Annotated in this window: 1 pseudogene; it reads right to left on the reverse strand. The window is 59.6% G+C overall.

Going from position 1 to position 711, the window contains the following annotated elements:
- Positions 1 to 701 (reverse strand): annotated as a pseudogene (locus tag QP324_RS11840) (IS256-like element IS3507 family transposase); the annotation flags it as partial.
- Positions 702 to 711 lie beyond the last annotated feature (10 nt).

The raw sequence follows: 711 nt of genomic DNA on the forward strand, positions 1-711 counted from the left end.
TCCATCCAGGAACGGTAGATCGTGGAGAATTCGTGCAGTTGCGCACCCCATGCTGCTGCTTGGTCCAGGGTGGTGATCCGGGTCAGTTTCAGCGCCAGTCGGTAGATGGTGCGCCCAGCATCAGTGCGGGGACGTGAGGTGGTGTAGCGGCGTACCACGCGTTGGGCGTGCACGAGGCAACGCTGGATTTTCGTGGTGGGCCAGCACTTTTTGATCGCGCTAAACGCTCCCTGGCCGCCATCGATAACGGCAATAAGTGGGGCTTCGATGCGCTCGAGAAGTCGTTGGTAGTCGCGTGTGGTTTCGTGTTTGCACCAGTGCCAGGCGATGACGTGGTCGATAGTGGCGGCAATGATCAAACAGCCGCCGGCGGTATATGTGCCGTCTAGAAACACCTGGTCGTAGACCCGCCCGATGTGTCCGATGGTTGGATCGGGTACGTCAACGAGCCAGAAGGGTTCGAAGCGGCGTTGCAGTGTGCGCGGCGAGCATCCCACACGGCTGGCAATGATATCGAGGCTGGCGCCAGTGGTCAGGTGGTCAATGAAGGCGGTAAAACCCGTGGAATTGGTGATGTCGATCCGGCGCTTCACACGCGACGCGCCGCAGTGTTTGCATCGCCACCTGGTAGTTCCTTTGCTGGTGGTGCCGTTGCGTTTCATCTCACCGCCGCAGTGGCAGCGTGGTTGGTTCTTTGACATTGCGACACCA

Origin of the sequence: Corynebacterium sp. UMB0012 (genome assembly GCF_030216265.1) — a bacterium.
Taxonomy (GTDB): domain Bacteria; phylum Actinomycetota; class Actinomycetes; order Mycobacteriales; family Mycobacteriaceae; genus Corynebacterium.